Source organism: Methanocaldococcus jannaschii DSM 2661 (assembly GCF_000091665.1).
GTDB classification, from domain to species: Archaea; AGJL01; Methanococci; order Methanococcales; family Methanocaldococcaceae; genus Methanocaldococcus; species Methanocaldococcus jannaschii.
Genome location: NC_000909.1, coordinates 294,887 through 316,810 on the forward strand (window position 1 = coordinate 294,887; position 21,924 = coordinate 316,810).

A 21,924-nucleotide genomic window follows, 5' to 3' on the forward strand; every position below is an offset into this window, starting at 1 on the left:
ATTATCTTTAAATTATTTTTACCTTAATAGTTATAACTTAATTATATTTAACTGTTAATGTTTTTCGAAAATTATTTATACCACAATGCAGCTGCAGCAAATGCACATCCTAACTTTTCAACAGTATGCTCAACTGCAATTGATTCAATTCTATCCAATTCCCAGCCTCTCATCTCAAAACCAATCTTCGCCATCTCTCTAACTGTTTTTTCAGCCTCTTTTTTTGAGCATTTTCCTTCATACTCCATTATTAAACCACATAAACTCTTATCTTTTGGAATAGCTACACTTATTGCAGCTGATATTGTCTCTCCTGGGACATCGCTAATGATGTATCCATAAGCTGTTGGAACCAAAGCTCCCATTGGTAATTTAGGCAAAGGAACGATTTCAGCTTCTGGAGGCATTATACTGCTGATTCTAATTAAATTGACATTCCCTATGCCTGCATTTAACAAAGCTCCATCAAAAGCGTTTAGTGGTGTTTCTCCTTCACTACTACCTGCTACTAAGGAAACTGTGTTTGGTAATTTAAAATAAGCATGGAGAGGGTTTATCTCAGCATTCATTCAACGCACCTCCAAAAACACATGTTTTTCTCAATTTATGAACGAGTATATATAATAGATGTAAGATTTTTTAGTGTAAATAATGATTACTCATATATAAACTCTTCGGTGCTGAAATAAATTAAAATTTTTTGAGCTTTTATGTAAAAAAATAGGATATTATGAACTATTTTCGATTAGATTAGGAAGGTATTAGCAAAAAAGAAAATTTTAAAAATTTTAAGACCTTTAAGTGTTAAAATAAATTTTGTTTGTTATTTATTGATTATCCTTAAATTAAGAACTCTTTTTCTTTTAATATATCTTCTACTGTCTTTCCTAAGTAATCATCCTTAGAGACAACTCCATAAGGATAAACAAAAACCTTATCCTCAATATTTATTCTTGGATACTCTGGCTCTATAATTACATCCTCTAATAAACATCTCTTTAAATAGTTTGCTGTTTTTGTAATGTTCATTAATCTTGGTGGTTTGTAAGGAGGATTGTTTTTTAAAAACTTCCACTTTGTTCCATAATAAACAATATAATCTGGGTTAAACAATAAAACAACCTCTCCATGTATCTCTAAAACTAAAGTCCATGAAAAAACCCCTCTTGTAAAACCCAACAATCTTCCCAAATAGGATGTTTTTGGTGTCTCATAATAAACCTTCAAAGTTCTACCAACAATTCTTGATAATGCCTCTTTAATATGCACATTCTTCGGGTTTGTTGGTAGAGAAGTTTTTGGAATGACATTTATGGGAACACAGTTGAGTGGTTTAACCATATGTAGTGCCAAAAGAGGATAGAAATAGATATGCTCTTTTTTGTTTTTCATTACGATGCCTTCTATGGGACCGTTAAAATCAGCCTTCAAAACTTTACCTCTATAAGTATTAAAAGATTTATTTAGTGTAAATTCTCCAATCATATCCTTTCTTAATGCATATTTTGGCTTCAAACCAAAAACCTCCTATTGGTTTTTATAAATTTAAATTCCACAGCCATTTATATAATTTAAATTATCAACTATTTAAATTTTGTTTTTATCTCTATTATAAAAAAGAAATTAAAAAGTAAATAGAGTAAATTTATTCAAACAACTCTCTTAAGTTAAATTGATATTTACCTAACTTACCTCCATAGTTTCCAGCTGTAATCTTCTTAACACCTTTAACTCTTGTAGCTGCTAAGATACCCTGCTTCATAGCCTCTTTAACTGATTCCTCATCAACACCATCAATAACTATCTCATAAACTCCATTTACATCTTCTGGAATTTCTGAATCTTCAACAACACCCTTCAATGTTGGACACATCTTGTGGTTTGTTGTAGCAACCATGAACTTGTATTTTGGATTACTTGCTCCAACTTTACTACCAGAAGCAACAACTCCTCCTGGGAATGGAGTTATAACGCCATCAACACTTGCAATAGCATTAACTGCAGCTTCAGCAGCGATTAAGGCAGAGGCGTTTGTATCTGCCATTATAAAGAAGTTTCCTCCAGCAACTCCTTTCTTAATTCCAAACTTAGCTTCAGTTATAAATTCCCCTCCCATGATTGGGATTTTATAAACTTTTCTTCCATATAATTCATCTTTCTTCTCATAACCGTCTCCGAAAAACTTCAACTTAAATCCAACCTTTAACTGCTCATCAGCCATGTCTCCCATAGCATCAAAAATAGCAGTTGTTGGACATGTTAAGACACACTGCCCCAATCTCTCTAACATTTGATGCTCTAACTCTGACTTTTTAGGGTGGCATATCTGTATTATAAATCCTGGTCTTCCATCTGGTGTTTTTGATGGAGGGACATATTTCTCAATTCCTGCTTCTGCTGGACACATTATAACTGAACAACCAAAACCTGTTGCCTCTGTAGCTGCAATCTTAGCCCACTTCTTTGTAGCTGCTGTTATTAAAACTCTTGAAACCCATATTGGGAATGCTTCTGCAAATGTATCTTCAATATATACTCCATTTATTTCCATAGTTTCCCTCCATTAAGATTTTAACAATTATAGTTTATCTTAGGGGCTATTAATATCTTATCATTTGGTTTTTAATATTCGATAAATCCATAAATAAAAATATATCAACAATAATTTTAAATAATCTAAGTATAGGTAATATAACAATTAAAAAGATTTAGAGGGATAGAATTGAACGGCATTAGGAGAATTGTTTTAGATATATTGAAGCCGCATGAGCCAAAAATAACAGATATGGCATTAAAATTAACATCATTATCAAACATTGATGGGGTTAATATTACAGTCTATGAAATAGATAAAGAGACTGAGAATGTTAAAGTTACAATTGAAGGGAATAATTTAGATTTTGATGAGATTCAGGAAATTATTGAAAGTTTGGGAGGGACTATTCACAGTATAGATGAGGTTGTTGCAGGTAAAAAGATTATTGAAGAAGTTAGAACACCACAAGATAGGCATTAATAGAGGGTCTTTCAAAACTTTTTAGAATAACTAAGGTATTAATCTTTTTTACTTATTTTAGATAATTTTAAAACCAAATTAAATTGTGTGAGACTATGGACTTTTTTGAGAGATATAAGAATTTAAAAGAAAAGTATGAAGAAAAAAAGACAAAGCCAAAAGTTATTGTAGTTGGGAGAAGTAATGTAGGTAAATCCACTTTTGTTAGATTAATGACTGGAAGAAAAGATATTAGAGTAGGAAAAAAGCCAGGAGTTACTTTAAAAATTAATGAATACGATATGGGGGAGTATATTTTGGTGGATATGCCTGGCTTTGGTTACATGGCTGGACTACCAAAAAAAGTGCAAGAGAAGATTAAGGATGAGATTGTTCATTATATTGAAGAGCATGCTGATGAAATAGCTGCTGCTGTTCAAATTATAGATACGAAATCATTTTTTGAGATAGTTGAAAGATGGAAAGGGAGGGGAGAAATTCCAATTGATTTAGAGATGTTTGACTTTATAACTGATTTGAAGATTAGCCCGATTCTTGTAGCTAATAAAATGGATAAGATAAAGAAAGAGGAATGGGATGCAGTTTTAGATGGCATCTGTGAATATTTAAAATGCCAGCCACCATGGCATCAGTGGAAGTTTATAGTCCCAGCCATATTGAAAGAGGGTAAAGGAATTGAAGAGATAAAGAAAAAGATTCTTGAGAGGGTTAGATTGTTTAAAAAATTAAGAGGAATAGAATAATTATTGAATAGGTTGGTTGTGATAAAATGACAAATAATGACAAAATTGTTGCAATAGTAACCTCAATAGCTGTTATTTGCATATCCCTAACTGTTATATTCTGCGATACCTTAGTATTAGCAGTTGGTGTTCCTACACTTGTTTTGTTGTGGCTTGTATTTTTAGGATGGATAAACAATAAGAAATTAGATAAAGGAGAGATGAGGAGGGCAATAACTGGCAGTATCGTTATAGCATTTTTTATTATATTGATTGCTATATCCAAAAATCCAGATATATACTCTAACAATAAAGAAATTTTCTCACTATTTTTTGGAATGGTTACTACGATAATAGGTTATTATTTCGGATACAGAAGTGGAAAAGAATCAAAAAATTCATCAGGAAACGAATAAATTATATTAAAAAAGGAATTTCGTTGCAATCCTCATTGTTCAGATTGCAACGTTTTTGCCTATGAAATTTTGTTTATTAAAATAACCACACTAATTTTATTTGAACTGTATCTCTATTTGAACATTGTCAGGGATTCTTATTTTCATAATGTGTCTTAAAGCTCTCTCGTCTGCATCAATGTCAATTAATCTTTTGTGGATTTTCATTGTCCATCTGTCAAATGTTGATGAACCTTCTCCATCTGGACTCTTTCTTGTAACAACTCTCAAGACCTTTGTTGGTAATGGTATAGGTCCTGAAATATCTACTCCTGTTTTTTCAGCAATCTCTTTTATTTGTCTGCAAATTTCATCTAAAACTTTGTGGTCTGTACTTGATAACTTGATTCTTGCCCTTTGCATACTCTCCCCTCTCAAATGCTTTAAAATATTAAAAAAATATAAAATGGGATTTAAAAGCTATTAAAAGGGAAATTTAAGGAATTTATTTGTTCTTAGCTTTGACATCGATTGCCATACCTGCAGCGATTGTCATACCCATATCTCTGATAGCGAATCTACCTAACTGTGGAATTTCTCTAACGTTTTCAATGACCATTGGTTTTGTTGGTTTGATTTTGACTATTGCTGCGTCACCAGTCTTTAAGAACTGTGGGTTCTCTTCAATGACTTGCCCTGTTCTTGGGTCTAATTTCTTCAACAACTCAATGAATGTACATGCAACCTGTGCTGTGTGTGCGTGGAAGACTGGTGTGTAACCAACTGTAATTGCTGTTGGGTGCTGTAAGACAACGATTTGAGCTGTGAATTCTTCTGCAACTGTTGGTGGGTTGTCTGGGTGCCCACAAACGTCTCCTCTCTTAATATCTTTCTTACTGACTCCTCTAACGTTGAATCCAATGTTGTCTCCTGGTTCTGCTTGTGGAATTTGTTCGTGGTGCATCTCAATTGACTTAACTTCTCCGCTAACTCCTGCTGGTTCGAAGACAACTTTGTCTCCTGGTCTTAAGATACCTGTTTCGACTCTTCCAACTGGGACAGTTCCAACCCCTGTAATTGAATAGACATCTTGGATTGGGATTCTTAATGGTAAGTTTGTTGGTTTTTCTGGTGGTTGGAATTTGTCTAATGCTTCAACTAATGTTGGACCTTTGTACCATGGCATGTTTTCTGATCTTTTAACGACGTTGTCTCCTTTCAATGAAGCTGTTGGGATGAAGTCAATTTGGTCTGGGTTGTAACCTAAGACTTTTAATAACTGCTCTGATAACATCTTTTTCATTTTTTCGTATTCTTCTTGGCTGTAGTTAACTGTATCCATCTTGTTAATTGCAACTGCAATTTGCTTAATACCCAATGTTCTTGCTAAGAACATGTGCTCTCTTGTTTGTGGCTGAATTCCTGTCTTGGCATCATTAACATCAACAACTAAGACAGCAGCGTCTGCCTGTGAAGCTCCTGTAATCATGTTTTTAATGAAGTCCCTGTGTCCTGGACAATCGACGATTGTAACTTCATATTTTTGGGTTTCGAACTTCTTGTGAGCTACGTCAATTGTAACCCCTCTTTCTCTCTCTTCTTTCAAGTTGTCCATGACGTAAGCAAACTCGAATCCTGCTTTACCTCTCTCTTGAGCTTCTCTTTTTAACTTCTCTAATAACTGTGGGTCGATAGCTCCACTGTCGTATAATAATCTACCGACTGTTGTTGACTTACCTGCATCGACGTGTCCAATGAATGCTACGTTTAATACTGGTTTTTGCTTTGCCATATTTCATCACCAATTTACCTTCTTTTTTATCTTTTTTATTTTTATTATATTTATTCTAAAATGGTGTTAAGTTAAAACTTAACAGGGTAGGAATATAAGAATACAGAATTTGTGGTGATATAAGTATTAAATAGGGGGTATATATATCTTTTGGTTATGCAAGAATCTTATGATTAACTCAACATTTCATAAATATAATTGTGATAATGATACTATATAATATTTTAGTATTGTGCTATTTTTATAGTTCTGTTCTTTTTAAAAGTTAATAAAAGTTATTAAGGAAATTTGAACTCCTTCCTAAAGGAAGGAGTTCATCAGTGCTTAGTTATTGCAAAAATATTTTGAAAAGAACTATAATTTTCCGACACCCAATATCCTAATTTTTGCACTGCCATCAATTAAACATAGCTTATCTCCAACATCGTAAGCTATTTCTTTTTGCAGTGAAAGCTTTATTTTGTTTTTATTCACTTCCTCAACAACACATGAAACACTTTGCAAACCAACAATTATTTGGTAGTTCTCCCCTTCCTTTACAGTTTTTTGCATGAATGGGTTCCAGTTAATGTTGATTTCAATCTCTTTAGCAACTTTTAACTCTCCATTTGATAGTATCATTCCTCTATCTAACTCATCTGTAGTTATTCCTTTTAAAGCTAAACCTACTCTATTCCCAGCTTTTGCCTCTTTAAAATCATTATCATGGATTTGAATGCTCCTAACCATTGCCATTTTATCTGTTGGATAGACCCTCAAATTGTCATGAACTCTTACAGTTCCACTCTCAACCTTTCCTAATATAACAGTTCCAACACTTCTAACAGTAAAGTAGTGGTCTATTGGAATTTTAACAAAGCCGTTATAATCTCTCTCAATATTTAAATTAATCATCTTTTCCCTAATGTTTATAAAATCTCTCTCTAAGATTTCAAAGTCCTTCATTGATGTTTGGGATATTATATTTTTCAACATGTCTAAATCAACATATTCACCAACAACAAAAGCTCCATTATTTATTCCAAACATATCCAATGCTAAAAGTGTCTCTCCTAACTCTCCTGTAATCTCATCAATAAAAACTAAGGCATAGTCCATCATGTTTATTTCATATATTAAAGGGTTTATTCTATCTGGATATCTTGTTGGCTCTACATAACAAACTGCCTTATCTCCCTGTTTGTAATTATATAAAGTTATGTCTGTTGAAGTTCCTTTCTTCCCTAATTCTTTTCCAACACCTTCAACATGTCCAAATAACCCTACTGTCAAACCTTCCATTTAATCACCATAATATTTTTTAGTAGCCCAATTATTCTCTCTAAAGAATTAACTATTTAAGAGCTAACTATAACCTTATTATTTTATATTAATTGAAGATTTTATAAAACATTAGATTACATAAATAAACCATTATAACAAATGGAGGGGTGATTATGAAATTTGTTGAAAAATACTTTGAATTTGAGAAGTATGGGACTAATCTAAAGGTAGAAACCCTTGCAGGAATAACTACATTTATGACCATGGCATATATAATATTTGTCAATCCACAGATTTTGAGTACTGCAGGTATGGATTTTGGAGCAGTTATGGTTGCTACTTGTATTGCTTCAGCAATTGCAACTTTAGTTATGGGATTATATGCAAGATATCCATTTGCCTTAGCTCCAGGAATGGGATTAAACGCTTATTTTACCTATGGGGTTTGCTTAGGAATGGGAATTGATTGGAGAGTTGCCTTAGGTGCTGTTTTCATCTCTGGAGTGCTCTTTATAATATTAACATTAACAAAGATAAGAACATGGATTTTTAATGTTATTCCAAATGCTATAAAGTATGGAACTGCTGTTGGTATTGGTTTATTTATTGCGTTTATTGGGTTAAAAAGTGCTGGTATCATAGTTAGTAGTAAAGCTACATTAGTTACATTAGGGAATTTAATGGAGCCATCTACACTGTTGGCGTTGTTTGGGATATTTTTGACATCAATCTTAGTTAGTAGGAATGTTATTGGAGCTATATTAATTGGAATTATAGTAACTTCGCTAATAGGAATGATTTTAGGAATTTCACCATTCCCAGAAGGAATATTCTCAATGCCTCCATCAATTGCACCAACATTCTTACAGCTTGATATAATGGGGGCTTTAAACTTAGGTTTATTGACAATAGTCTTGGCATTCTTCTTTGTTGATATGTTTGACACTTTGGGAACTTTAAGTGCTTTAGCCTCTCAGGCTGGATATTTAGATAAAGATGGAAAACTGCCAAGGGTTGAAAAGGCTTTAATGGCTGATGCTACTGGAACAGTTGTTGGTTCTCTCTTGGGAACTTCAACTGTAACAACCTATATAGAATCTGCAAGTGGTATAGCACTTGGAGGAAGAACAGGTTTTGTTTCAGTAGTTGTGGCTATGTTGTTTTTATTATCTTTATTTTTCTATCCAGTAGTTAAGGCAATTCCCCCCTATGCAACAGCAGCAGCACTTGTCATTGTAGGAGCTTTAATGATGAGGTCAGTAAAATACATCGACTTTGATGACTACACAGAGGCAATTCCTGCATTTATAACTTTGCTAACTATTCCTTTGACATTTAGTATAGCTACAGGTCTCGCCTTAGGATTTATAACATATCCAATCTTAAAGGTATTTACTGGAAGATGGAAGGAAGTACATTGGCTTGTATATGTTTTAGCCGTAATATTCGCTTTAAGATTTGTATATCTTTCGGGGTAAAGTATTTAAATAACCTTAAATTATCTTATATCTCCTATTTTCCAAATCATATTTTGTGAGTTGATAAATATGAAAGTAGCCATTTCAATGGATGTTGATAAAATTAGTAATAGTTTTGAAGATTGTAAGTATTTCTTAATTGTTAGAATAGATGATAACGAAGTTAAGAGTACAAAAGTTATATTCAATGATGAAAGTGGAAAAAAGTCTATTGTAAAAGAAAACGTTAATGCAATTATATGTAAAAACATAAGTGAAGAGAATTACAAAAAATTTAGCAAAAAAATAGAAATTTATCATGCTGAAGGAGATGATGTTGATAAAAACATCTCTTTATTTATTGAGGGGGAATTAAGTAAAATAAGTAATCCATAATTTTTTAAGAGACACCGTAAAATTTATATACTAAATCATTATATTTTTCATATGCCTATTTTGAGCAGGGGTAGCCAAGCCAGGACTACGGCGCTGGACTTGAGATCCAGTGGGGCTTTGCCCCGCCTGGGTTCAAATCCCAGCCCCTGCGCCAATGATTTAACAGCCTAACAGAGCTTTTTTGATATAGTCCAGTATTAAACTAATGTTATTTTAAACTTATACTCTAACAAAATTTTAGAGGACTATGATTTTTTAAGTTGTGCATAACTGGACTAAAATTTGATACGGTAAGATATTGATGAATTTGAAGATAAAAATATAATTGCTTATAAAAAATATGAAAGTGAAACCCCCCGCAACCCTCCGAAACCATTGTCAATTTTAAAGGTCAATGTCATCAGCCCCCTCTTTATCTTCAGTAAGTTGCAATAGCTCCTTCATCTCTCTTATGGCCATAACTAAATTCCTACCAGCAACTTCTTTTTCCCTCGCTGTTGCCTTTGGATTTTCCAAATCTTTTTTTGCGGTTTTAATCATTGTAAATAAACCTTCCAAAGCCAATCCAAAATTATTCGCAATCTCCTTATACATTTTTGAGTAAATTTCGGTAGTTTCTTCTTCTATTGCTTCAAGTAGCTGAGGCTTTACATGGTTTTGCATGTGCCTTAAAATCGCACTGTATGAGATGTCTTCGTTATACTTTTCTTTTAAATATTTTGATATTTTTTTAGCTCCCCAGCCCTGGAAATATAATGCTTCTATCTCAGCCCTGTGTGGAGAGTTGCAGACTTTACATAATTTATTATTTGTATTATTTGGCATTTTAATCCCTCACAGGTGTTATTGTGCATCTACAACCGTATCCTAATGGTGGCACTAATTCAGGTCTTTCAGCAGGTACAAAGATGAGCCCATGCAGTTTTCTATGGCTTGGTCTAACTCTTTCATCTTTCATTGTGACATATATTACCTTGTCATTCCAGAACCTTCTCGCTCTTGTCAGATTATAGGTTTTGTTCATCTCCTCACGAGCCCTCATCTGCAATCTTGAACCCTTAACATCTTTTGCAACTTTTTTAAGATTCTTTGCAATTTCTTCTTCACCAAGTCCTTTTTGAATTCCCTCTGTAAGAACATCAAGGAACTGTTGGCTATATGATGAATATATGTTGTAGAATGCCTGTTCCCAATGTTGTTTTAGTATATCAATAGTTTGCTGGTCTAAGTCATCATATATCTTCAATGAATTGAGTGTAGGGGCTACGTAGTCAAGGAAGAACATATCCACTTCTTCTCGAGTGAATTCCCTTAATAATTCATCCCAATCTTGCATAAGTTCGTTATATCCAAGCCTTTCATACGTTTCAAGTATCCAATTTACAAAATTTTCCATTGATTTTTTGCCGAACTTATCTCCCACTTTTTCTAATTTGCTGATTATTTTTTCCAAACTTTTACGCTTTTTTTCTAATAATTTTTGTTTTTCTTCATCTGCGTATTCTAAACCTCCTTTACCCTCTTTTGCCATTTTCAATAGCTTCTCAACTTCTTTTTCAGTTAAATCAGGATATGCCGCAAGTATTTCTCCAAATTCATTGCTTGGGAAGATTCTTTCAATCAATGCACTGAAGTCATATTTGGCTACCTGTTCTTGTGCCTTTAATTCTGCAACCATTTTTGCTTTTTGCAACATATTAATTTCCCAGTCAGGGTCTGGATTCGCAAATTTAACCCAGATGCCTTTGTATCCCATTTTTTCTAACTGGTCTGCAATCCATCTTTCAATTTCCTGCTGATACCCTTGAACAATTCTTAATATGTTCCTATCTACAGTCCTTGATGTTGTGAGCTCCTGCCCAGATGCTTTTACAATACTAATTGAAGTCCCCAATCCCATGAATATGGCACTGTCATAGTAATACAGCATTGTTTCTATCAAATCAGTTGGGATGTCTTTTCCTATGCTTATTGTTTCAAATTTTACTTCATCAGGAGTTGCAGGAATATATACTCTGGTTCTATTTTGGTGATTTGATAGTGCCTTTTTTATTATCTCTCCTGCTTTAGTGTTTTGAGTAATCCCTATAATTGTTGGGATTAGGGTTTTCTGAACCATGAGTGGCAATACTTTTAAAGCAAGTGTGTTTTTTTGGTCTGCAATCTCTTGGATTGTTTCATGTATTGGTATTGGATTGTAATATACTCCCAAATACTTTTCATCATAAAATTCAACATCCGCAGGAAAGTGTTGTCTTAGCTCCATTGGTGCAATTACAACCCTAACATCCTCTTCTGTATCAACTTCCCACCATCTTTCGGCATTATTCCTTTTAATTGTGTATGTGATGCAATACTCATATCTTCCTTTTTGTGGATTCCAATGTTTCCTTTCCTTAAAGTTCATTGAATTCGGATTGATGTAATGCAATTTGTAGAGGTAGCATTTTCCTTTCAGTAAAAAATCAGAAAATGCTAATTGTAAGTCCCTTATGTGTCTATCAATCAGTCCTGAAATCTCATCAATTACATCTTTGGATAGTTGCTTCCCATCAATTGATACTATTGAGTATGGTGTAAAGATTTGAGTGAATAAGATTCTCAATGCCATATTTACAGCAGTATCTTTTGCTAAGTCAATACTAACAGTCTCCATTTGAATTTTATCATCTTCCATAGTATCACCTTAAAAGAAACTTCCAAACTCAAATTCCTCAAATTCTTCTTCATCGTCAAACACTTGGCGGTATGAGTAATCCTCTTCATCAATTGCATTCACATTGTGGGTAATGCAATTATAGGCACTTGAGACAACAGCATCTGCTAAGTCAGGACTACCTTCACCGAAATAGATTACTTTATCCCCATCTATTTGGTGTTGGAGGATTTGAGTTCTTAGTTTTTGCCAAATATCTTCATTGCATCGAATTTCGATTTTTGCTTTTTTCCGTTTTACACCAGTTGCATCATAGTATTCTTTTGTCCCTTCTACGAGTTCTTGGAATGTTGTCCATAGTTTGACGTGTTTAGATAGCCTTTCACCTTTGAATTTTTGTATAAAATATTCACTTTGGAATCTGTCAAATGTGAATTTAACTGAAAAATGGTTTTGTAAATGATTGTAAAACTTCTCTAAACTTAAATAATCAATCTTATGTCCAAGCGTTGGAGTAAGAACAATAATGTCTGAAATTATAACCTTCCCTTTATCGAAATAACTTATCGCAATTACGCCCTTATCTCTGTTAATCGCAAGGTCAGTATGGCAGTAAATGGTTTTATCTGTGCTTTGAAGTTGTTTAAACTCCAATCTTATCAAATTGTTTTCATAAATTGCCCTCCATGTGAATAATCCCATTTCCACTTTATGCCTTGCTTCCAGAGCTTCTAAACTGATGAAATAAGCGTTCAATTCAGGAGGTTCGCATTCATACATACATCTTGCAAGGATTGGGTTCTTTTGGTATTGTGCTTTAAAGTCTTCTTTTGAAACCCTTGTATTCACTTCCCATGTTTTCCCTTTGAATGTATATGCCTCATCGACTGCCTTATAATCAAGATATAATCTATATCCTACGTCATCTCTCGGATTTGGAGTTGGAAATCTTGTCCATGTGATTGCTACGACTCTTGCTTTATCTTTGAATCTTGACTTTGCAGAACTTAACCCTTGTTCAAATAATTGCTCTGCATTTTTAAAATCTGGGTCGCTTATCTCATCAGCTACAACGCATAGGGCATTCATCCCTTCAAATGATGTTGCTCTTGAGTGACCTGAGTGCATTGTTATTTTATCTCCTATCTCTGCTTTTGTTTCCAATACACATATAGGGGCTTTTTGTCTTTTTTTCTTATCTATCCCTATCATTTGCCATACTTTGCATTTAAGAAACCATGCTTTAAACTCTTTGAAAAAAACATTCTTTGCTAAATGGTCATTGGGGGCAACATTAACAAAATCAATTCTTGTGAATTTTTCATAATAATCTTCTACACAAGCTCGGAACATCATATAATTGAACAATAATGAAACCATGAAGTCCTTACCGCCACCTTTTCCAATAATCAATATATTAATGGGATGTTCAACCATATTGAGTAATATTTCTTTCTGTTTTTCGGTTATTGTGTGCAAATCCATTGTTATTTCACAGAATTCTATAATATTTAATGATTTTAATTTGTCAATTAACTCATAGAATAGCGGAGGGAAGTTATGTTTATTCAGTTTTTGAGGTATGGGAATATCTAACTTTTTGCAGAGTTCTAAAAATATTTTTTTATTGAAAGTTTTCTTTTTGAGAGATTCTCTCACTAATTCGACGATATACATCATCTCATCCTTTTAATGACTTTTTCCACGATTTTCGGTAAATCTTTTTGGACTTTTTTCAATGCGGGCTGTATAAATGGTCTTGCTGGAATGTTCTTTTTCTTACTCCCAAATTCATGAACTCCAGCATACACCATGTTATTGAAAACTTTCACTTGCAAACCTTTTGAAGTGATTTTCACCTTACTATCTGTTGCTTTTAATAATGCTCCATGATAAATTAATCCTTTGGTGTTCCTACCTTCCTTTTCTTTCCTTTTTTGATAATCTTTGCTTAATGGTTTCCATTTCAATTCTTTCTTCTGAAAACCCCTTTGTATATTGTCATCAACTTCAGCAACCAACTCTTTCTCAATCTCATGAGCCAACTCTTTTTTAAATTCCCGCACCCATTGTTTGTAGTCCATAAAATCACTTCAATTTAAGTGGTTTTCCAGTTAGGATTAAAACTGCAACGTAAGCCCCCAATATTTGATGCCCATACGCCTCTGCAATATCCTCTTTTGTATATCCTTCACAAGCCAATTCTATGACTTTTAGATAGTTTAAAGTTCCATTTTCAAGCCCGTGTTTAATTGCCTTGTCTATTGCTGCAATAACTTCTTCTTTAATATCGTCTGGAACTCCAAAAGCAGAATTTATAACTCTCAGAATCCTATCATTTGCATCAGAGTTGCTTAAATTATGTGTGCGTTGGTTTTCTTTCTCATCTAATTTTTTCCATAAAGACATGCTAACCCCCAATAAGTTTTATGAATTCAATTAGAATCATCAACAATTGTGATAATGCAGGAGGCAGAATCTTTGAAGCTATTACTACTCCTGCCAGAGATTCTATTGCCCTCATCAGGATGTAACGTTTTAGCTTTTTCTTTAAGTCTAATGATTGAGTTGTCTGTAGTTTCATCACTGCCCACTTTAATTTCCCTAACTCTTTGATGAGGAGGTTTGAAATAGTTAATAACATACGGCACAGCTTTTTTGCTAAGGACAGGTATATAGAGGAGAAAAAACAATAATGAGAAAATTCCAAAAACAGCTAAAGTCAATGCCATTGATTGGTATAGTTTTTTTAGATAGAAAACTAATTCCAAAACACAAAACAATACTACAAATCCGATAACTGTTTGTTTGTCCATATTTTCACCATTCATCAATTATTACCAATCGTTTTCCCGAAGCCTTTAGCAATTTTAAAACTGTTGAGATTCTTGGGTCCTGCAACTCATTATTTTTGATTTTGTGAAGTGTGCCTTTTCCAAGACCTGTTTCTTTAGAATACCTGTATATTGAACCTTCATTAACAATTTTGCTAAGCTCTTGCATCAATTGTTCAACGTTCTTTATTTCTTTCCCTTGAACGCCAATGATAAAAATTGCCTGTTTTGAATCGGAGTCTGTCATCATGTTATCCCCGTATTTCTCTTTGTTCAAACTTATATTTATACTTTATTTCACTTAAATGAAACAATATTTAAATAATAGAAATGATAAAAATCTTTTTGGGGCTACCCCACTCTGCTATTTTGTTCAAAATTGTTAGGTGAGCAAAATGGGGTTATTCAAAAAAGAGAAAGACAATGGTGTAATTGATGACTTAGTTCCTAAAAAAAGTGATTATGTTGAGAAGATTGCTCAAGAAGCTATAAGAAAAGACAAAGTTGATGCATTAGTTAGAAAACATGAGATGGAGCAGTTCTATCACGAAGTTTCTCAAAATGAGAAAATTGCAGAATTAAAAGCAGAATTAGCTAAGAAAGAAAAAGAAATCGAAGAACTTAAAGAGGAGATTAGGGGCTTAAAAGGGAAAGCAGGAGGTCTTGGAATCGGAGGTAGCCAAGTTACAAGGTAAGGTTGAAGTTCTGGAAAAAATAATCTTAAAAAAACTCTAATTTTTTCTTTTTGAGGGAGAGATATGCAGTCAATATTCCTTCCAGTTTTAAATCCAACAACGATTGATGGGCAAGAAATAACTGAAGAGTGGATTAAAAAATACGGTCCTACGTTGAGGGGTAAGCCCGTCAATATTGACCATAATTATTATTCTAATGGAAATCTCGCAGTTGGGGACGTGGTTGATGTTTATTTTAATCCCGAGGGCAACCTCTATGCCCATATAAGAATCTTCGATGAGATTTATTGGCGTTTGGTAGATAATGGAATAAAAATCAAGGGAGTTTCTTTTGAATTTAACGATGATGGTGTTGGCGAAGAAGGTATTATGAAGGGCTTAGCTCTCTGCTTAGAGTCGGACCCGAAAGTAGATTTTGCGAGGTTGGTTGAAGGGAATTATGTTCTCGAAGTTTTGGCATCAATTAAGAGGGATAGTATGGACACTAAGACACAGGAAAAAACTGAACCTAAAAAAATTAAAGACATGACAGAAGAAGAATTTGAGAAGTTCTTACATGAGAAAATTGAGCAAATATTGGCTTCCCATAAAAAAGAAAATGAAGACAAGGATAAAAGCGACAATGAAGATGATAAGGTTGTTGAAATACTCGCTTCTAAAATGGATGAATTGGTTGCAGTGAATAAGTCAGTATTAAAACAGCTTGAAGAAATTAGGAAAGCCCAAAAGGAAATTCTCGCATCCGCACCAGTGCCTCCTTCTGGTTCTGGAAATTCGGGTCATAGAAGAGCGAATCTGGGATTATAAGGTGAGAATATGACTACTGAAAACATCATCTCTGGCATAGCAATTGCAGACCTCGCACCATACAGATTTGGAAAAATAACTTCAACTGGAATTGGATTTGGAACTTCAACAGTGAGTGATGATAGCATATCAATAGATGCGGATGGAGTCATTATTAACAGCAGGGCGATTTACACAGCTGGAATGTATGTTGATTTAAAAGTTAATGGTGTTCAGAAAGTTGAAATTAAGGAAGGAGAATCAATAGCCCCAGGGGATTATGTTATTCCAAGCACTGATGGCAGTGGCAAGGCAGTTAAAAGCCCGATTAAGGCAGGGTTCAAAGTGGCATCTGTTGAGGGGAATTACTGCACTATTATTTTGAGATAGAGGTGAGATGATGGCACTTAATGAGTATGATGCTCAAATTGTAGAGCAGGCAATGAAACCAATACTTGATTCAAACTTATTTTCAAGGAAAATTTTCCAAAAAAAGAAAATTCCTGAAGATGTGGAGGTTTATAATTTAGTTCAAGTTGTGTTTGATGAAAATGCGTTTAAAAAGGGTTCAATGGAATTGACAGAAGTTCCAATTAAGACAACAACCTCACCATTCACAGTATTTGACATTAATCTGAAAGTTACAAAAGCGAGGAGGTTTGTTGAAGGACCTAATGCTGACTATAATAAAGCACAAATTTTTGAAGGTCTCGCAAAGGTTGTGGCAAGGGCTGAAAATCAATACTCAATTGATGCATTGAGTAAAAACAATACAGCAGTGGGTGCATCAGCATCATGGAATGGTGCAGATACCACTCCAGATAAAATAGCAAATGACATCATAGATGCAAAAACAAAGATTGAGCAGTATTCAAATGCAAAATGTGCGTTAGTAGCTCCAGTTGATGCAATTGCATGTTTTAGGAAAATAGGAACTCAAGGTTTTAGTGCTTATGATGAAACAAAGGATTTCATTAAGGAAATCATCCCAACAAACTTAATCACTGATAAATCTGCATATTTAGTCCCAATTGATATTGCAATTCTTCAAATGGGAGTAGCTGTGGAGGCAGACCAATTTATTGAAAAGAAAGCGACTCAGGTTGAGTTTATATTTACAGAGGCAATAAGCCCTATGGTTAAGGAAAAGAATGGAATTATTAAGATTCAAAAAGTATTGGGATAATGCGTGATTTTTATGGTTGATGTTTCGGAAATTTTAGCGAAGATGAAGCCCCTCTTAGGAATGAGTGCTGATGAAGAATTTGCCAATCCTGAACAAGCAGAGGCATCTGCAAACTTAGCAATAAAAACATCCCAGGTTGAAGACGTTGATATTATTGCCATATTGGCTTGCTATTACTACACTGAATCAAGGGATATGAAAACTGACGAAAACGTTTCAGTTATGGCTAATCACTTTTATAGAATGTATCAAATTGCTATTGAGGAAGCAAAACAGAAGGAATTAAATGAAGAAGAGGGGGCGGTGTTCTTTGACTAACTATGCTAATGCAAAGGCGTTAGTTGAAAAAATACTTGAAGATTTAAAAAACAATGGCATCAAAGTTAAATCTCCTTTATCCAAAATTCAGGACTTCCATTGTGAGGCGGATTTCTCAGTAGAGATTGAAAATAGAGTTGCTTATGTAGATGCAACATTTACTTTTGATAAATTACCAAATGAGGATTTAGTAGAGAAAATTGAAGCAGTTATGACGACATATAACTCTTATTTGGAAAGAATTGACTTTGAAAGCGATTATACTAAGTTAGAGTTTAGGAGCGTGAGATAATGGTGCTATCACTTACTCCACCAAGCCAAGAAAATATTTTGGCAAGTGGAAAGTTGGCATATTTTGGTGCAAAATCACAGGTTGATACTTTTACAGGAGATGAGCAAAATGATACGTTTGAATTAACAAAAGATGATGCGGTTCTCGGTTCGGAGATTGTTAAAGTAAATGGTGTTTTGCAGTTCGAAGGGCAAGATTATACAGCAATCCATGAAAATGGAATTTTGAAGAAAATTAAATTCACACAGCCACCAGCAAATGGTGCATCAATTACAGTTGAATATCTCTATTTGGACTTACCTCTCGGAGGAGCTTCAGAATTATCCGTAAAAGAGGATAAGGATAAAGAAGAGCTGACTGTGGATTGCAGTTATGGGAAGATTCAAATCGAAAAGGGTTCAAGCATAACATTATCATTCAAAGATATCATCACCGTTGGAGACATTAAGCTTACTGCTTATTTCTCAGGGGAGATTCTTGAAGGCAACACATACTCAAAATACAAAAATGGAGCTTCAAAAAGTGCAAACATTGTTGTTCTTGCATTTTCTAAAGAAGCTACGATGGCTTATGGAGTTGAACCTCCAAAGAGGATTGTTATAATAAGGGGAGCGATGCCTAACAATCTGGAGTTTGACTGGAGTGGTGGGAGTAAGTCATTTGATTTGACGGCCCAAAGTTATGAGATTATCGACGTTAAATAAGGTGATTAAATGGATAAAAATGAATTTTTAAAAAAATTAGATGAGAAGTTTAAGGAATCAGAACAAAAGAATCTTGAAGCATTAGAAAAAATAAGGTCTAATCTCCCTCAATTAGAAATTGAGATATTTGGAGAGAAACTCACAGCTATAATTCCACCATTATCAGTTGAAAAAGAAATGATTGAAGATGCAAAGAACCTGGAGCCTTTAGATTTTGCATTAAAATACATTCCAATTTTATATGGTATTCCAAAAGAGAAAGTTGAGGAATTACCTTCGATTGTTATTGCAGAACTCATCAAAAAGTACTTTGAAGCTTATAAGCAGTTAAACAAGGATAAATCCTTTCGCAATAGAGTGGGCACTAAGTGATGATGCAACAGAGCTTTATTTTGTTTGTAAATTTTTAAGAATCCCCCCGAGTGAAGCGATAAAGCTAAATAAGATGGATTACAATATAATATTAGGATTTGCAATTAGAGAAATGAAAGATAAGTTAAAATATGGGGGGATTCTATGAGATGGCTCACACCATTCGGTATGTTGTTCATAAGTGGAACATACTATGGACTAATATTTTTTGGTTTAATTATGGAGGTTATTCATAATGCATTGATTAGCTTAGTCTTAGCATTTTTTGTAGTATTCGCATGGGATTTGGTTTTATCCCTAATATATGGTTTAAGATTTGTTAAAGAGGGGGATTATATAGCTTTGGACTGGGATGGTCAGTTCCCTGACTGCTATGGATTGTTTGCAAGCACGTGCCTTTCAGCAGTGATTTGGACATATACAGATTCATTGTTGTTAGGTTTAATTGTCCCAGTCATCATTGTATTCTTAGGAAAGCAATTAATGCGTGGATTGTATGAAAAAATTAAAAGTTGAAGGAACGTTAGAATTGAACTTGGATGATAAGGATGTAAGGAAAAATCTAAAATCATTAGAAAAAATAAAATCAAAATTAGAGATAGAGAGCAATATCAACGCAGTAATTAAGCAGTTGGATGAGTTAAAAAATGTCAAATCAGAAGTTGAATTTAAGAGCAATATAAATATGATAATTAGAGAGTTGGAAGAGATAGAGGCAGATGCCTCAAAAATGAACATAAACTTTGATTATGACTTATCAAAACTAAAAAGTGAATTGGAACAATTGAAAAACACAAAAATAGATATTAAAACAAATACAGACCAGATATTAAAACAAATCAATAAAATAAAAAGTGAATTATCCGAAAAACAAACAATTAGGGCAAAGGTTGAAGTGGATAGGACAGAATGGGATAAACTAAAGAAGGAATGGTCTGAAAAATATCACATAAACGCAATTGCAGATGTGGCAAGTGTAGGGACTGCATACATGGGGATTTCCGACGCTGAAAAATACAACGAACTAATGACAATTTTAAGAGAAAGGGGCTTAACTAAAGACCAAGCAGAGAGATTAATACAAATCGGCTTATATAACGGCTATTCTTTAGATGAAATTAGAGACGGGATTGTATATTCCAATGAGGCGGTTTTAAAGTTGGCAGCATCAAACGATAAATATGCAGCTCAAATATTAGCAGCAATGGCAATGGCTGAAAGAGGAGGAGAACCTGGAGCTGATGATATAGCAAGGATGATTTCAGCACTAACAGCAATGGGAAAATCAAATGAAGAAATAATGAAAATGGTGAATGCTGAAGTTTTAGAAATGAAGCAAGGGCATACAGAAGTTGCAGAAGCAATTAGGGAATTCAGCATAACTATGGGAGATACCTTAGACCCTGAGAAATTTGCATCTATATTAATTCAAGCACAGGCAGCTGGAGCTCAAGATGTTGGACAGTTGGCAGAGGCAATAAATGATTTGGCATTAAACTCAAGACAGATGGGATTTGATGTTGAAAAAGCATTGAGGGAAATTCAAAAAACAAAAGATGATAAAACATTAGCTGAGTTAGCAAAAAAGTATGGCTTAACTTATGAACAAATAGTTAAAATTCATGATTATTTACAGAGAGTGGATTTAGATAAGGGCTTGCCAGACAATACCAACGAATTGGATAGGTTAATAAGCATAAATAAAGACCAAAAGGGTATTTTAGAAACAATTAAGCAGGATATTGAGGGCTGGTTAGCAGGTCATGGATATTTGCAATATGGGGCAGAGCTTGGAGTAGGTCTTGGAGGTCTTGGAAAAATACTTGAAATAGCAATTGGTGCAGCAATTGGTTCTGCATTAAAAGATGCTTTTGGTGAAATTAAATCCACATTATTTGGTAAAATTAGTTTGGATAATTTAAAACTTCCAGAACTCTCAAAAATCAAATTACCTGTTGATTTAGAAATCCCAAAAATTCCAAAAATTAGCATGCCTAAAATTAAACTTCCAGTTGATTTAAAACTTCCAAAAATCCCAAAAATCAACATACCAAAAATTAACCTACCAAACGTCTCTGGATTATCTAATGCATTTAAGGGCTTAGGTGAAGCTGTTAGGTTTGCCGGAAGAGCTTTCGGATTTTTGTCAGTTGTTGTAGAGCCAGTAAAACAACTATTGGAAGGAGATATACAAGGAGCTATAGAGCATTTAAAAGTTGGGCTTATTGAATTAGCGGCTTGGCCTGTTGCATTGGGTGAAGCATTAGCAGCTGTTACATTAGCAGTTGGTGATTTCTTAGGATTGTTTGATTTAGATGGGGACTCACCATTATCCGCTGCAAGAGCTGGAATTCTAACACTCTTGGCAGCATTTGAATCAATATATAGTTTTATTACTGGTGATTGGAGCGTTGTTCAAAATACATTACAAGAGGCATTTGAAGAGTTAGGGATGAAAGAAGATGAAGCCAGACAAGCAGCTGAAAACTTAGCTCAGCAATGGCAACAATTACCTCAGCAAATATTAGATGCATTTAATGGTTTTGTTGATAACATTAAACAAACATTTGATGAATGGTGGAATGGATTGAATGAATGGTGGTCTCAAAAAATAGAAGAAGCTAAGAACTGGGGTAGTGATTTGATTCAAAATATAATTGATGGAATAAAAGAGAAATTTTCAGAGTTGGAGAATGCTGTAAGTCAAGCTGCGGGTATTATCTCCAGTTACTTACATCACACCACTCCAGATGTAGGGCCATTAAAAGACGACGATAAATGGGGAATCCATTTTATGGAAAACATTATTGGTGGAATTAGAAAAGAAATTCCTAACTTAAAGAAAACTATTGATTATACTGCTAAACTGATGAGCTCCGCGAATCCTAAAAATTGGAAAATTCAACAAGTAGGAATAACACACAGCACATCTTACTCTTATGGAGATATACACATAAATGTAGTTGGAAATAGCTTTAATGAGCATCAATTAGCTCAAAAAATTGCTTTGATTTTGAAAAAACAAAGGTTTAGATGAGGT

The 21,924-nt window shown here is 34.0% G+C and carries 28 protein-coding genes and 1 tRNA gene; 16 read left to right on the top strand and 13 right to left on the bottom strand.

The genetic code is table 11. The annotated features are described in order from the left end of the window. Positions 1-71: 71 nt before the first annotated feature. The 3 genes from MJ_RS01665 to fhcD all read right to left on the bottom strand — a co-directional run bounded on the left by MJ_RS01665 (position 72) and on the right by fhcD (position 2,551). Positions 72-569 (bottom strand): pyruvoyl-dependent arginine decarboxylase, encoded by a 498-nt coding sequence (locus MJ_RS01665; protein ID WP_010869814.1) that lies wholly within the window; start codon positions 567-569, stop codon positions 72-74. 271 nt (positions 570-840) lie between these two features. Further along, the gene (locus MJ_RS01670; protein ID WP_010869815.1) at positions 841-1,515 is read right to left on the bottom strand and encodes a hypothetical protein; all 675 of its coding nucleotides are present in this window, start codon (positions 1,513-1,515) and stop codon (positions 841-843) included. 130 nt (positions 1,516-1,645) lie between these two features. Beyond that, positions 1,646-2,551: a formylmethanofuran--tetrahydromethanopterin N-formyltransferase gene (gene fhcD / locus MJ_RS01675; protein ID WP_010869816.1), complete on the bottom strand. Its 906-nt coding sequence runs from the start codon at positions 2,549-2,551 to the stop codon at positions 1,646-1,648. Between the two features lie 171 nt (positions 2,552-2,722). Between fhcD and MJ_RS01680 the strand changes: the two genes are divergently transcribed. The 3 genes from MJ_RS01680 (at position 2,723) to MJ_RS01690 (ending at position 4,154) form a co-directional block, all read left to right on the top strand. Beyond that, positions 2,723-3,016, top strand: a complete 294-nt coding sequence (locus tag MJ_RS01680; protein ID WP_010869817.1) for a DUF211 domain-containing protein — start codon at positions 2,723-2,725, stop codon at positions 3,014-3,016. A 95-nt stretch (positions 3,017-3,111) separates the two neighbouring features. Next, positions 3,112-3,759 (top strand): GTP-binding protein EngB, encoded by a 648-nt coding sequence (gene engB, locus MJ_RS01685; protein WP_064496462.1) that lies wholly within the window; start codon positions 3,112-3,114, stop codon positions 3,757-3,759. A gap of 26 nt (positions 3,760-3,785) precedes the next feature. Then, a complete protein-coding gene (locus MJ_RS01690) occupies positions 3,786-4,154 on the top strand; it encodes a hypothetical protein (protein WP_010869819.1) in 369 nt (122 codons plus the stop codon). Between the two features lie 96 nt (positions 4,155-4,250). Here the strand turns inward: MJ_RS01690 and rpsJ are convergent, their stop codons facing one another. The 3 genes from rpsJ to MJ_RS01705 form a co-directional block, all read right to left on the bottom strand. Further along, positions 4,251-4,556, bottom strand: coding sequence for a 30S ribosomal protein S10 (gene rpsJ / locus MJ_RS01695; RefSeq protein WP_048201890.1), 306 nt, complete (start codon positions 4,554-4,556; stop codon positions 4,251-4,253). An 82-nt stretch (positions 4,557-4,638) separates the two neighbouring features. Further along, positions 4,639-5,925, bottom strand: a complete 1,287-nt coding sequence (gene tuf, locus MJ_RS01700) for a translation elongation factor EF-1 subunit alpha (protein ID WP_010869821.1) — start codon at positions 5,923-5,925, stop codon at positions 4,639-4,641. 354 nt (positions 5,926-6,279) lie between these two features. Continuing rightward, the gene (locus MJ_RS01705) at positions 6,280-7,206 is read right to left on the bottom strand and encodes a selenocysteine-specific translation elongation factor (protein ID WP_010869822.1); all 927 of its coding nucleotides are present in this window, start codon (positions 7,204-7,206) and stop codon (positions 6,280-6,282) included. Between the two features lie 155 nt (positions 7,207-7,361). Here MJ_RS01705 and MJ_RS01710 point away from each other — a divergent pair, with 155 nt between their 5' ends. The 3 genes from MJ_RS01710 (at position 7,362) to MJ_RS01720 (ending at position 9,195) form a co-directional block, all read left to right on the top strand. Then, the gene (locus MJ_RS01710; RefSeq protein WP_064496463.1) at positions 7,362-8,666 is read left to right on the top strand and encodes an NCS2 family permease; all 1,305 of its coding nucleotides are present in this window, start codon (positions 7,362-7,364) and stop codon (positions 8,664-8,666) included. A gap of 69 nt (positions 8,667-8,735) precedes the next feature. After that, the gene (locus MJ_RS01715; protein ID WP_064496464.1) at positions 8,736-9,041 is read left to right on the top strand and encodes a NifB/NifX family molybdenum-iron cluster-binding protein; all 306 of its coding nucleotides are present in this window, start codon (positions 8,736-8,738) and stop codon (positions 9,039-9,041) included. Positions 9,042-9,105: 64 nt separating this feature from the next. Further along, positions 9,106-9,195, top strand: a tRNA-Ser gene (locus MJ_RS01720). A gap of 230 nt (positions 9,196-9,425) precedes the next feature. Here the strand turns inward: MJ_RS01720 and MJ_RS01725 are convergent. The 7 genes from MJ_RS01725 to MJ_RS01755 are packed head-to-tail and all read right to left on the bottom strand — an operon-like array spanning position 9,426 to position 14,781. Next, on the bottom strand, positions 9,426-9,866 hold the full coding sequence (locus MJ_RS01725; RefSeq protein ID WP_010869825.1) for a hypothetical protein: 441 nt from the start codon (positions 9,864-9,866) through the stop codon (positions 9,426-9,428). Position 9,867: 1 nt separating this feature from the next. Further along, complete coding sequence (locus MJ_RS01730; RefSeq protein ID WP_010869826.1) at positions 9,868-11,718, bottom strand: minor capsid protein; 1,851 nt, start codon at positions 11,716-11,718, stop codon at positions 9,868-9,870. A 9-nt stretch (positions 11,719-11,727) separates the two neighbouring features. Further along, entirely contained in the window at positions 11,728-13,374 is a 1,647-nt protein-coding gene (locus MJ_RS01735; protein ID WP_064496465.1) for a hypothetical protein, read from the bottom strand. Next, positions 13,374-13,781, bottom strand: a complete 408-nt coding sequence (locus MJ_RS01740; protein WP_010869828.1) for a phage virion morphogenesis protein — start codon at positions 13,779-13,781, stop codon at positions 13,374-13,376. The genes MJ_RS01735 and MJ_RS01740 overlap by 1 nt, the downstream gene beginning before the upstream one ends. Positions 13,782-13,785: 4 nt before the next feature. Then, a complete protein-coding gene (locus MJ_RS01745) occupies positions 13,786-14,106 on the bottom strand; it encodes a hypothetical protein (RefSeq protein ID WP_244409446.1) in 321 nt (106 codons plus the stop codon). A 26-nt stretch (positions 14,107-14,132) separates the two neighbouring features. Continuing rightward, positions 14,133-14,513, bottom strand: coding sequence for a hypothetical protein (locus MJ_RS01750; RefSeq protein WP_244409448.1), 381 nt, complete (start codon positions 14,511-14,513; stop codon positions 14,133-14,135). Between the two features lie 4 nt (positions 14,514-14,517). Next, positions 14,518-14,781, bottom strand: a complete 264-nt coding sequence (locus MJ_RS01755) for a hypothetical protein (RefSeq protein WP_244409450.1) — start codon at positions 14,779-14,781, stop codon at positions 14,518-14,520. A gap of 145 nt (positions 14,782-14,926) precedes the next feature. Between MJ_RS01755 and MJ_RS01760 the strand changes: the two genes are divergently transcribed. From MJ_RS01760 to MJ_RS01805, 10 genes are all read left to right on the top strand, one after another. Beyond that, a complete protein-coding gene (locus tag MJ_RS01760; RefSeq protein WP_064496466.1) occupies positions 14,927-15,226 on the top strand; it encodes a hypothetical protein in 300 nt (99 codons plus the stop codon). 63 nt (positions 15,227-15,289) lie between these two features. After that, positions 15,290-16,033, top strand: coding sequence for a hypothetical protein (locus MJ_RS01765; RefSeq protein ID WP_010869833.1), 744 nt, complete (start codon positions 15,290-15,292; stop codon positions 16,031-16,033). 9 nt (positions 16,034-16,042) lie between these two features. Further along, positions 16,043-16,402: a hypothetical protein gene (locus MJ_RS01770; protein ID WP_010869834.1), complete on the top strand. Its 360-nt coding sequence runs from the start codon at positions 16,043-16,045 to the stop codon at positions 16,400-16,402. 10 nt (positions 16,403-16,412) lie between these two features. Then, on the top strand, positions 16,413-17,198 hold the full coding sequence (locus tag MJ_RS01775; RefSeq protein WP_064496467.1) for a hypothetical protein: 786 nt from the start codon (positions 16,413-16,415) through the stop codon (positions 17,196-17,198). A gap of 12 nt (positions 17,199-17,210) precedes the next feature. Next, the gene (locus MJ_RS01780; protein ID WP_244409452.1) at positions 17,211-17,516 is read left to right on the top strand and encodes a hypothetical protein; all 306 of its coding nucleotides are present in this window, start codon (positions 17,211-17,213) and stop codon (positions 17,514-17,516) included. After that, positions 17,485-17,808 carry a hypothetical protein gene (locus tag MJ_RS01785; protein ID WP_010869837.1) on the top strand — a complete coding sequence of 108 codons (324 nt, stop codon included), beginning with the start codon at positions 17,485-17,487 and terminating at the stop codon, positions 17,806-17,808. Before MJ_RS01780 ends, MJ_RS01785 begins: the two co-directional genes overlap by 32 nt. Next, positions 17,808-18,512, top strand: a complete 705-nt coding sequence (locus MJ_RS01790; RefSeq protein WP_010869838.1) for a hypothetical protein — start codon at positions 17,808-17,810, stop codon at positions 18,510-18,512. The genes MJ_RS01785 and MJ_RS01790 overlap by 1 nt, the downstream gene beginning before the upstream one ends. Positions 18,513-18,521: 9 nt before the next feature. Further along, positions 18,522-18,884 (top strand): hypothetical protein, encoded by a 363-nt coding sequence (locus MJ_RS01795; protein WP_010869839.1) that lies wholly within the window; start codon positions 18,522-18,524, stop codon positions 18,882-18,884. Between the two features lie 144 nt (positions 18,885-19,028). Further along, a complete protein-coding gene (locus tag MJ_RS01800) occupies positions 19,029-19,400 on the top strand; it encodes a hypothetical protein (RefSeq protein WP_010869840.1) in 372 nt (123 codons plus the stop codon). Further along, positions 19,381-21,921: a hypothetical protein gene (locus tag MJ_RS01805; protein ID WP_244409454.1), complete on the top strand. Its 2,541-nt coding sequence runs from the start codon at positions 19,381-19,383 to the stop codon at positions 21,919-21,921. The genes MJ_RS01800 and MJ_RS01805 overlap by 20 nt, the downstream gene beginning before the upstream one ends. The last annotated feature ends 3 nt before the right edge of the window (positions 21,922-21,924 follow it).

Excerpts from the sequence above, each read along its gene's own strand:
- MJ_RS01665 (WP_010869814.1), bottom strand. The coding sequence starts at position 569 with ATGAATGCTGAGATAAACCCTCTCCATGCTTATTTTAAATTACCAAAC.
- fhcD (WP_010869816.1), bottom strand. The coding sequence starts at position 2,551 with ATGGAAATAAATGGAGTATATATTGAAGATACATTTGCAGAAGCATTC.
- engB (WP_064496462.1), top strand. The coding sequence starts at position 3,112 with ATGGACTTTTTTGAGAGATATAAGAATTTAAAAGAAAAGTATGAAGAA.
- MJ_RS01690 (WP_010869819.1), top strand. The coding sequence starts at position 3,786 with ATGACAAATAATGACAAAATTGTTGCAATAGTAACCTCAATAGCTGTT.
- rpsJ (WP_048201890.1), bottom strand. The coding sequence starts at position 4,556 with ATGCAAAGGGCAAGAATCAAGTTATCAAGTACAGACCACAAAGTTTTA.
- tuf (WP_010869821.1), bottom strand. The coding sequence starts at position 5,925 with ATGGCAAAGCAAAAACCAGTATTAAACGTAGCATTCATTGGACACGTC.
- MJ_RS01705 (WP_010869822.1), bottom strand. The coding sequence starts at position 7,206 with ATGGAAGGTTTGACAGTAGGGTTATTTGGACATGTTGAAGGTGTTGGA.
- MJ_RS01710 (WP_064496463.1), top strand. The coding sequence starts at position 7,362 with ATGAAATTTGTTGAAAAATACTTTGAATTTGAGAAGTATGGGACTAAT.
- MJ_RS01715 (WP_064496464.1), top strand. The coding sequence starts at position 8,736 with ATGAAAGTAGCCATTTCAATGGATGTTGATAAAATTAGTAATAGTTTT.
- MJ_RS01725 (WP_010869825.1), bottom strand. The coding sequence starts at position 9,866 with ATGCCAAATAATACAAATAATAAATTATGTAAAGTCTGCAACTCTCCA.
- MJ_RS01730 (WP_010869826.1), bottom strand. The coding sequence starts at position 11,718 with ATGGAAGATGATAAAATTCAAATGGAGACTGTTAGTATTGACTTAGCA.
- MJ_RS01735 (WP_064496465.1), bottom strand. The coding sequence starts at position 13,374 with ATGTATATCGTCGAATTAGTGAGAGAATCTCTCAAAAAGAAAACTTTC.
- MJ_RS01740 (WP_010869828.1), bottom strand. The coding sequence starts at position 13,781 with ATGGACTACAAACAATGGGTGCGGGAATTTAAAAAAGAGTTGGCTCAT.
- MJ_RS01745 (WP_244409446.1), bottom strand. The coding sequence starts at position 14,106 with ATGTCTTTATGGAAAAAATTAGATGAGAAAGAAAACCAACGCACACAT.
- MJ_RS01750 (WP_244409448.1), bottom strand. The coding sequence starts at position 14,513 with ATGGACAAACAAACAGTTATCGGATTTGTAGTATTGTTTTGTGTTTTG.
- MJ_RS01755 (WP_244409450.1), bottom strand. The coding sequence starts at position 14,781 with ATGATGACAGACTCCGATTCAAAACAGGCAATTTTTATCATTGGCGTT.
- MJ_RS01760 (WP_064496466.1), top strand. The coding sequence starts at position 14,927 with ATGGGGTTATTCAAAAAAGAGAAAGACAATGGTGTAATTGATGACTTA.
- MJ_RS01765 (WP_010869833.1), top strand. The coding sequence starts at position 15,290 with ATGCAGTCAATATTCCTTCCAGTTTTAAATCCAACAACGATTGATGGG.
- MJ_RS01770 (WP_010869834.1), top strand. The coding sequence starts at position 16,043 with ATGACTACTGAAAACATCATCTCTGGCATAGCAATTGCAGACCTCGCA.
- MJ_RS01775 (WP_064496467.1), top strand. The coding sequence starts at position 16,413 with ATGGCACTTAATGAGTATGATGCTCAAATTGTAGAGCAGGCAATGAAA.
- MJ_RS01780 (WP_244409452.1), top strand. The coding sequence starts at position 17,211 with ATGGTTGATGTTTCGGAAATTTTAGCGAAGATGAAGCCCCTCTTAGGA.
- MJ_RS01785 (WP_010869837.1), top strand. The coding sequence starts at position 17,485 with ATGAAGAAGAGGGGGCGGTGTTCTTTGACTAACTATGCTAATGCAAAG.
- MJ_RS01790 (WP_010869838.1), top strand. The coding sequence starts at position 17,808 with ATGGTGCTATCACTTACTCCACCAAGCCAAGAAAATATTTTGGCAAGT.
- MJ_RS01795 (WP_010869839.1), top strand. The coding sequence starts at position 18,522 with ATGGATAAAAATGAATTTTTAAAAAAATTAGATGAGAAGTTTAAGGAA.
- MJ_RS01800 (WP_010869840.1), top strand. The coding sequence starts at position 19,029 with ATGAGATGGCTCACACCATTCGGTATGTTGTTCATAAGTGGAACATAC.
- MJ_RS01805 (WP_244409454.1), top strand. The coding sequence starts at position 19,381 with ATGAAAAAATTAAAAGTTGAAGGAACGTTAGAATTGAACTTGGATGAT.